Here is a 7,417-nt window from a genome sequence, read left to right as displayed (position 1 = left end):
ATAGACGACATTGTTGTTTGATTTATATGTTGTGTTCATATTTGTATTATACTATTGTTTATCAGTTAATACAATTACTATTTTGTCCATCTTCAATTACTTGCATAAATTACGATCAGAGTAATCACTACCGTAATAACAATACTGTTTAAAAGAAACGGATAAAATTAAAGTGTGCGTTCATATTGATGTAGTTATCAATGATGAATTTCTGCGGAAGGAGATGATGCTCCAGAGCCATGATCTCCTGATTTTCCTTAAAGGATGAAGCTTCTGATCCGCCAGCACTGGCAAAGCTCCGGGATTTCCGTTACAAACCCTCCCGATACACGCTGTTGATCGTAGCCTGGGCGTGCTCCAGCTCTTTCTTCCGGACGATGGCTTCCCTATCACTTAAGATCGCCAGCATCTCATCGATCACATCCTCCACTCTGGGACTTGTCACCCTGTATAAATACCCCAGCATCCGTGTAGCTGTGTAATCGGTATTCATATGTTTATAGGCGATTTCCCGGCACAGCTCATCGGGATATCCCTTATCCTGAAGCGCTCTGTAAAGCTCATCTGTTCTTGTATCTACCATATGCTTCTGAGATTCCTTTCCTGTTTTTATTATAATTTCGCCAAGCGGATATTCGCGATCCGCTTTCGCTGGTTCCATCCATATTCAGTACAATAAATCGAACATTTCCCTTCCACTCTTCTGCATGATCACAAACGCAACCGCTTCACGATTTATCATCCTCATCCATGCCAGTTTCTTTACCAGCCTTATATATCCCCCGGATCCCCAGGATCAATGTCACGAAAATCCCTGTGATCAGTATCCACACCGGCCACATAGGTGCCGTTCCCAGATTCCCGCTGATCCCGGCATCAAGACATACTCCAATGGATAACAGCTTGATCACAGACATCATTTTTGACGCGATTTCAAAGATATGCTCTCTGTTTTCCTCTGTCACCTCAACCGGATAATTCCACCACTGTGGAAATCTCTGACAGAACATCAGAAATGCCAAGATCAGCAGCCCCAAAATCGGCTCCAGAAGAAGGCTGCCCTTCTTCCCATACCGGTCCGGGATCCCATGCACATTAAAATGGATCGGCACCCTCTCCGGCAGATTTCCCCAGGTGACCACAAGATACATCACGTACCCAAGGATCATCAGAAAGCAGAGAACATCTGTAATATTCCGCAGTTTTTTCTCAGACATTATCCATCCCCCTTTCATTGCAAAATAAACTCGTCTGTAAATTAAATACTCTCTTTCCTGTATTTTACACACAAATTGCCTGCCTGTAAAAGTATTTTACAAAAAAACACCTATTATAATCATATCTGTGCACACTAACAATTGCATATGAAATTTTTATATGATAAACTAGACATGTTGTCCAAAAACATATTTAAGAAAGGGAAAGAAATATGTTAGAAAAAATCTTCAAGCTGTCCGCAAATAAAACGGACGCCAAAACAGAGGTTCTGGCAGGTATCACTACCTTCATGACAATGGCGTATATCCTGGCAGTTAACCCGAATATCCTGTCCGCGACCGGCATGGATTCCGGAGCTGTATTCACAGCTACCGCACTGGCAGCCTTCCTTGGAACACTGTTGATGGCGATCTTCGCCAACTACCCGTTCGCACTGGCACCCGGAATGGGTCTGAACGCATACTTTGCCTATACAGTCGTTATCGGTATGGGATACAGCTGGCAGTATGCACTGACTGCAGTTTTTGCAGAAGGTATCGTATTTATCGTTCTTTCACTTACCAATGTACGTGAAGCGATCTTCAATGCGATCCCTCTGAACCTGAAATCCGCAGTCAGCGTTGGTATCGGTCTTTTCATCGCATTTGTAGGATTACAGAATGCCAATATCGTGATCGGCGGCTCCACTCTGCTGCAGCTTTTCTCTGTAGATGGCTACAACGCAGCCAAGGGTGTGGAGGCTTCCTTCAACAACGTTGGGATCACCGTTATCCTGGCTCTGATCGGTATCATCGTAACCGGAATCCTGGTTGTTAAGAATGTAAAGGGAAACATCCTCTGGGGTATCCTGATCACATGGGGACTTGGAATCATCTGTCAGTTCGCCGGACTTTATGTTCCGAACCCGGAGATCGGCTTCTACAGCCTGCTCCCGGATTTCAGCAACGGACTCTCTATCCCGAGTCTTGCTCCGATCTTTGCGAAGCTGCAGTTTGACGGAGTTTTCTCACTGGATTTCCTTGTTATCCTGTTTGCATTTTTATTTGTAGATCTTTTTGATACTCTCGGAACTCTCGTTGGTGTATCCTCCAAGGCAGGTATGCTGGACGAGGATGGTAAGCTCCCTCACATCAAGGGCGCCCTTCTTGCAGATGCTGTTGCAACAACTGCAGGTGCTGTTCTCGGTACATCCACAACCACTACCTTCGTAGAAAGTGCTTCCGGTGTATCCGAAGGCGGAAGAACCGGACTTACCGCAGTGACAACAGCCATCTTATTTGGTCTGTCCCTGTTCCTGTCCCCGATCTTCCTTGCAATCCCGTCCTTTGCCACAGCTCCGGCTCTGGTGATCGTCGGACTGTACATGCTCAGCAATGTTATCAGCATTGATTTCAGCGATATGTCCGAGGCGATCCCATGTTATGTATGTATCATCGCAATGCCGTTCTTCTACAGCATTTCCGAAGGTATCTCCATGGGAATTATCACATACGTAGCCATCAACCTGATCACAGGTAAGGCAAAAGAAAAGAAGATCAGCGCTCTGATGTATGTACTGGCAGTGCTGTTTATCCTGAAATATATTTTCCTGTAAAATATGGCAAAAAAATTCCCGGGCGTTTTGTCCCGGGATTTTTTTATTCCAGCAAAATATTTTTATTTCTTCGGCTGATACCGCATATTCGATACATTATAAACCGTAATAAACGCTTTCGGGTCCTCCTGGTTTATAAACTTCATCAGCTTCTGATATTCACCTTTATCTACGATGGTGATGATCTCACGGCGTTTTTCCATGTTATAGGCACCGATGGCTTCGTAGATCGTTGCACCGCTGTGCAGGTCGTGGATGATAAACTGCCTCAGCTCCTCTTCCTTCTTCGTGATGATGCAGACACGCCGCTTGATGTTATGGTCAAAAATAAAATGGTCCAGAACGATTCCGTTAAAATACGTTCCCAGAATACTCAAAACTACTGTCTTTTTATCATACACAAGCGCCGCGGAAAGTGCCACGCACATACCGGAAAGGGACATGGCTTTTCCAAGCTCCATGTGAAGATATTTGTTCATGATCTTCGCTACGATATCCAGTCCGCCTGAGGATGCATTCCTGTTAAAAAGAATGCTAAGTCCCACACTCACTACCAGAACATAACACAGAACATCCAGTTCCTGGCTATCTGTCATGGAACCGAAATTTGGAAAAATGATCTCAAACAATCCCAGAAACAACGGCAGCATTACACTGGTATAAACCGTCTTAACTCCAAACTCTCTTCCACAGGTAAAAAATCCAATGATCAGCAATACCACATTCAGGATCATGGTAATCGCCGACAGCTGCAGCGGCACAAAGTTGGAAAGCACGATTCCAAGACCGGAAATACTGCTGACCGACGTATGGCTTGGCACCAGGAAAAAATATACCGCTGCTGCGATGATCGCCACTGCCACGGTGAGGATCACGGTTTCCTTTATGATATCTGCATAATTCAGTTTCTTTTTCATGCCCTCAGATACTCTTCCCATTCTTTTTCTTTGGCACCAACCAGAATTTTATCTTCCGCAACAAGGATCGGACGTTTTACAAGCATACCGTCTGTTGCAAGAAGTGCAAGCTGCTCTTCCTCGCTCATTTCCAGAAGTTTATCTTTCAGTTTCATCTCTTTATAAACATTTCCGCTGGTATTAAAAAAACGCTTCAGCGGAAGGCCGCTTTTTTTCCACCAGGTTTTCAGTTCCTCCGCTGTTGGATTGTCAGTTTTGATATCACGCAGCGTATATTCTGCGCCGCTCTCATCCAGCCATTTCTGAGCTTTTTTGCAGGTACTGCATTTTGGATAGCATACAAATAACATGTTGTGTCCCCCTGTTCTTCGGCAGTAAATATGGAAATCACTACTGTCTGTTTTTTACTTACAGCATGGAATATGGAATTTTTATGGAACTTTTTCCCAGTGCTGTCTGAGGTTTATTTTAACATAGATGTTGATGTTTTTCTATCCTGTTATTCCGTCCAGATCAGCTTCGATTCCTGCTTCATCTCATCCACAATTTTCTCCGCTGCATCCAGATCCCCTTTTGCTTCCAGCTCCGTTAATTCCAGGCTCTTCTTTTGGGCTTCCTCGCTCATATAATAAACTTCTTTTACCGTCTCCGGGGTGCTGTCATCCTCCGGTGATAGCTCCTCTGTCTTTTTGGAAAAATCCTGAAGCAGCATATCATTACCTTTCAGTTCCAGAGTTCCTGCATAGGGTGCGTCAATGGCGTAGACAAACTCTGTTTTTCCATCTTCTGTGTATTGTACTTTCATTCGGTTGATGAGATTATTGGAAGAATACAGGCAGTTGTCTTTTACGTACATTCCGCTGTCTTCCAGAGTCATGTATTTTTCATTGAAATACCAGTGGTTATAACCTGCTGCCGCAACGATGAGTGTCAGGATAACTGCCACGGTTGCTGTCAGAACTCTGCGTACTATCAGCTTTTTCCGGATTTTTTTCAGTGTGGCTGCAGATGATCTCATTTGGTTCTGCTCTTTTCCCTGCTCCTCTTTCATGATCTCCAACATTTTTCTGCATTCCTGACAGGTACCCATATGTTCTTCCACCAGCGCCTTGCTGTCTTCGCTTAAGATCCCATCTATATAAGACGGCATCAGATCCTGTATTACATCACATGTGATCTTCATGTTCCAGCTCCTCTCTGATCTTTACTCTTGCACGATAATAAGTCACCCGCGCCCAGTTTTCACTTTTTCCAAAAAGCATTCCAATCTCACGGAAGTTCAGCTCTCCGAATGTCCGCAGGGAAAAAACTTCTTTATACGGTTCCGAAAGGCCATGCAACACTTTGTGGATCTCCATAGCCTGACTCCGCTGTGCCAGCTTTTCCTCAAAAATTTCTCCGCCATGGCTTTCTGCTGTTTCCGGCTGCTCCTCTCCGGGAAGCTGCTTTTTCTGCTTTTTCAGATGATCGTACAACGTATTCTTTGCGATCTGGCAAAGCCACACCCGCACATCACAGTCTCCGCGGAACTGATCTGCTTTTTTCAGCGCTTTAAAAAACGTCTCCTGGGTCACTTCCTCTGCCAGCGATCCATCACGTGAGACAGAACGGATATACCGATATACAATGTCAAAATATGTCCGGTAAAGTTCCTCAATATTCATCGGTTCTTTCTTTTCCTCCCTTCTCACTTATAAGACGCACTGATCTCAAAAACGTTACAGAAAATCTTTCAAAATTTCGTCCGGTATTTTATTCCGGCGTTTCTTTTAGCACAAACGAAGTGCCCGGTATAAAAATACCGGGCACAGCATTATCAGAATTTTCTTCTGACCTCTTCTTACACTCTGCTGCATACCTTCACATCGTTCCATGCTTTTCATAATATTTCTTTTTTTCCGCATACATAAGATCATCCGCTCTTCTCAGCATTGTCTCAAGCTCCGAAGAGCTTTCCTCCCAGACAACGCCAACAGAAACACTGATCCTTTTGGCAGCAATGCTGTCACAGATATCCCGGACCTTACTCCGGAAAACCTTCTCATCCATGTCAAAACAGATGAGTACAAATTCATCGCCACCTACCCGGTAAGCATTTTCCGGCAGAATCGCAAGCATGGAACGCGCTGTATTTATGATCAGCCTGTCTCCAGCCTCATGTCCGTAAAGATCATTCACCCGTTTCAGACCATTGATATCAATATATGCTACTCCTGTTTTTATCACTGTTTTTGCCTGCATGCCTTCCAGAACCTGAATATACCTGTTCCTGTTATACAAGGTCGTCAGCATATCACGATAGCTCATGTACTGCAGACGCGCCTTTCGCTCCTTGGCTTTCAGGCTGTCCGTTAAAAAGTACTGTATGGACGACAGCAGCGTATGATCCTCATAATGCAGCCTCGGATTATCTACCCCGAGAAATCCTATGATCTTTCCGTCACTGTTTAAAGGAACGGCCAGCAGCCTGGTAATGTCCTGCATCTTCAGAGTCTCATAATACGGTTGCCCCTGCTCCTCCTCAATATCCGGAATATAATACAGGCCATTTTTCCGAAAGCTGTCCATCCAGATATCCAGCATTTCCATGGGAACCTCCTGAAGATTATCCTTCTCAGCAGTCACTCCGTTCATGGCATACTCATAGGTATTTGTACAGACATTCCTCTTTTCATCGATCTGAACAATATAACTGCGATCTCCGTCAAAATACCCGCTGATAATACGCAGCAGATTGGAGATCGCCGCATCTTCATCTTCTCCTGATATCAGCTCCGCAATACATTTATTCAGTATCGTTGCGATCTCAAGTCTTTCCTTTATCTTGCCCTCTCTGCTTATCAGCTGATACATTTCCTGATTCAGCTCCGTCATCGTCACGATAAACATAATGATCATGGAAATACCAACAGAAAACTCAATCAGCGACATTCCATACCAGAATGCCTGCACAGCTGCCGCCACTGCCAGAAGTACAATGCATGACAGCATAGAGAACAGGAGCTTCCGGCTGACTTTCTTTCTGTATTGGAGCAGAAGCATAAGATCAATTAACATACCTGCTGCCGGAAGAAGGATTGACATAATATATAACGGTGCCCGATGGTAATAATTATCCACATCTATGTAATAATACCAGTGAGTAAACTGTGAGAGCACCACAAAAGCAGCCTCCACGGCAGCAATAACATATCCGGCTTTTACTCTTTTTAATGTTCTCCGCTCTTTTTTCGAAAACAGATAAACACACACATAAATATGAAAACACACCAGGACTACGTCACTTAAAAGAAATACGAGAAAACTCGAAATACGGACCATCACACTGCCCGGAACTCCGGGATATCCGCTGAAAATATGCCCCAGGGCATCCATCAGCAATAACAGGGAAGCAAAACTCTCCATCAGGACAAGATACCGCCGCTTTTCCCTGTTATAATTACTGCTCAGAAATATACATAATGCTGCTATGGCGCAAAATGCACATCCCCATATAAGTATTGCCACCTGCAGTACTTTTTCATCCGGCATAAAAAACACTCCTCACATTCGTCACTTACAATAAGTATTACACTTTACCGTGTAAAAGTCAACCTTCCAAAAAAATCCCGGAGTATATTGTCATACTCCAGGATTTTGTCGTCAACCGGATAAAAGCAACCGCATTCGCTACATAATTCTACACCAG

At 44.2% G+C, this 7,417-nt stretch carries 8 protein-coding genes; 1 reads left to right on the top strand and 7 read right to left on the bottom strand.

The genetic code is table 11. The annotated features are described in order from the left end of the window. Positions 1 to 310 precede the first annotated feature (310 nt). Both G5B12_RS11840 and G5B12_RS11835 read right to left on the bottom strand, forming a co-directional pair. On the bottom strand, positions 311 to 583 hold the full coding sequence (locus G5B12_RS11840) for a hypothetical protein (protein ID WP_044960934.1): 273 nt from the start codon (positions 581 to 583) through the stop codon (positions 311 to 313). A gap of 145 nt (positions 584 to 728) precedes the next feature. Continuing rightward, positions 729 to 1,217: a DUF1648 domain-containing protein gene (locus G5B12_RS11835; protein WP_174088343.1), complete on the bottom strand. Its 489-nt coding sequence runs from the start codon at positions 1,215 to 1,217 to the stop codon at positions 729 to 731. A 212-nt stretch (positions 1,218 to 1,429) separates the two neighbouring features. Between G5B12_RS11835 and G5B12_RS11830 the strand changes: the two genes are divergently transcribed. Continuing rightward, complete coding sequence (locus tag G5B12_RS11830) at positions 1,430 to 2,812, top strand: NCS2 family permease (protein ID WP_174088341.1); 1,383 nt, start codon at positions 1,430 to 1,432, stop codon at positions 2,810 to 2,812. Between the two features lie 62 nt (positions 2,813 to 2,874). Here G5B12_RS11830 and G5B12_RS11825 read toward each other — a convergent pair whose 3' ends face one another. The 5 genes from G5B12_RS11825 to G5B12_RS11805 form a co-directional block, all read right to left on the bottom strand. Beyond that, positions 2,875 to 3,729 (bottom strand): YitT family protein, encoded by an 855-nt coding sequence (locus G5B12_RS11825; protein ID WP_174088339.1) that lies wholly within the window; start codon positions 3,727 to 3,729, stop codon positions 2,875 to 2,877. Continuing rightward, positions 3,726 to 4,079, bottom strand: a complete 354-nt coding sequence (locus G5B12_RS11820; RefSeq protein ID WP_174088337.1) for an arsenate reductase family protein — start codon at positions 4,077 to 4,079, stop codon at positions 3,726 to 3,728. The genes G5B12_RS11825 and G5B12_RS11820 overlap by 4 nt, the downstream gene beginning before the upstream one ends. 149 nt (positions 4,080 to 4,228) lie before the next feature. Continuing rightward, positions 4,229 to 4,912: a zf-HC2 domain-containing protein gene (locus tag G5B12_RS11815; protein ID WP_174088335.1), complete on the bottom strand. Its 684-nt coding sequence runs from the start codon at positions 4,910 to 4,912 to the stop codon at positions 4,229 to 4,231. Continuing rightward, complete coding sequence (locus tag G5B12_RS11810) at positions 4,896 to 5,393, bottom strand: RNA polymerase sigma factor (protein WP_174088333.1); 498 nt, start codon at positions 5,391 to 5,393, stop codon at positions 4,896 to 4,898. Before G5B12_RS11810 ends, G5B12_RS11815 begins: the two co-directional genes overlap by 17 nt. A 196-nt stretch (positions 5,394 to 5,589) precedes the next feature. Further along, positions 5,590 to 7,260, bottom strand: a complete 1,671-nt coding sequence (locus tag G5B12_RS11805) for a sensor domain-containing diguanylate cyclase (RefSeq protein WP_174088331.1) — start codon at positions 7,258 to 7,260, stop codon at positions 5,590 to 5,592. Between the last annotated feature and the right edge of the window lie 157 nt (positions 7,261 to 7,417).

This window comes from Blautia sp. MSK.20.85, from assembly GCF_013317245.1.
Classification (GTDB): domain Bacteria; phylum Bacillota; class Clostridia; order Lachnospirales; family Lachnospiraceae; genus Blautia_A.
Note: the sequence above shows the minus strand (reverse complement) of the source record. Positions and strands in the feature narration are given on the sequence as shown.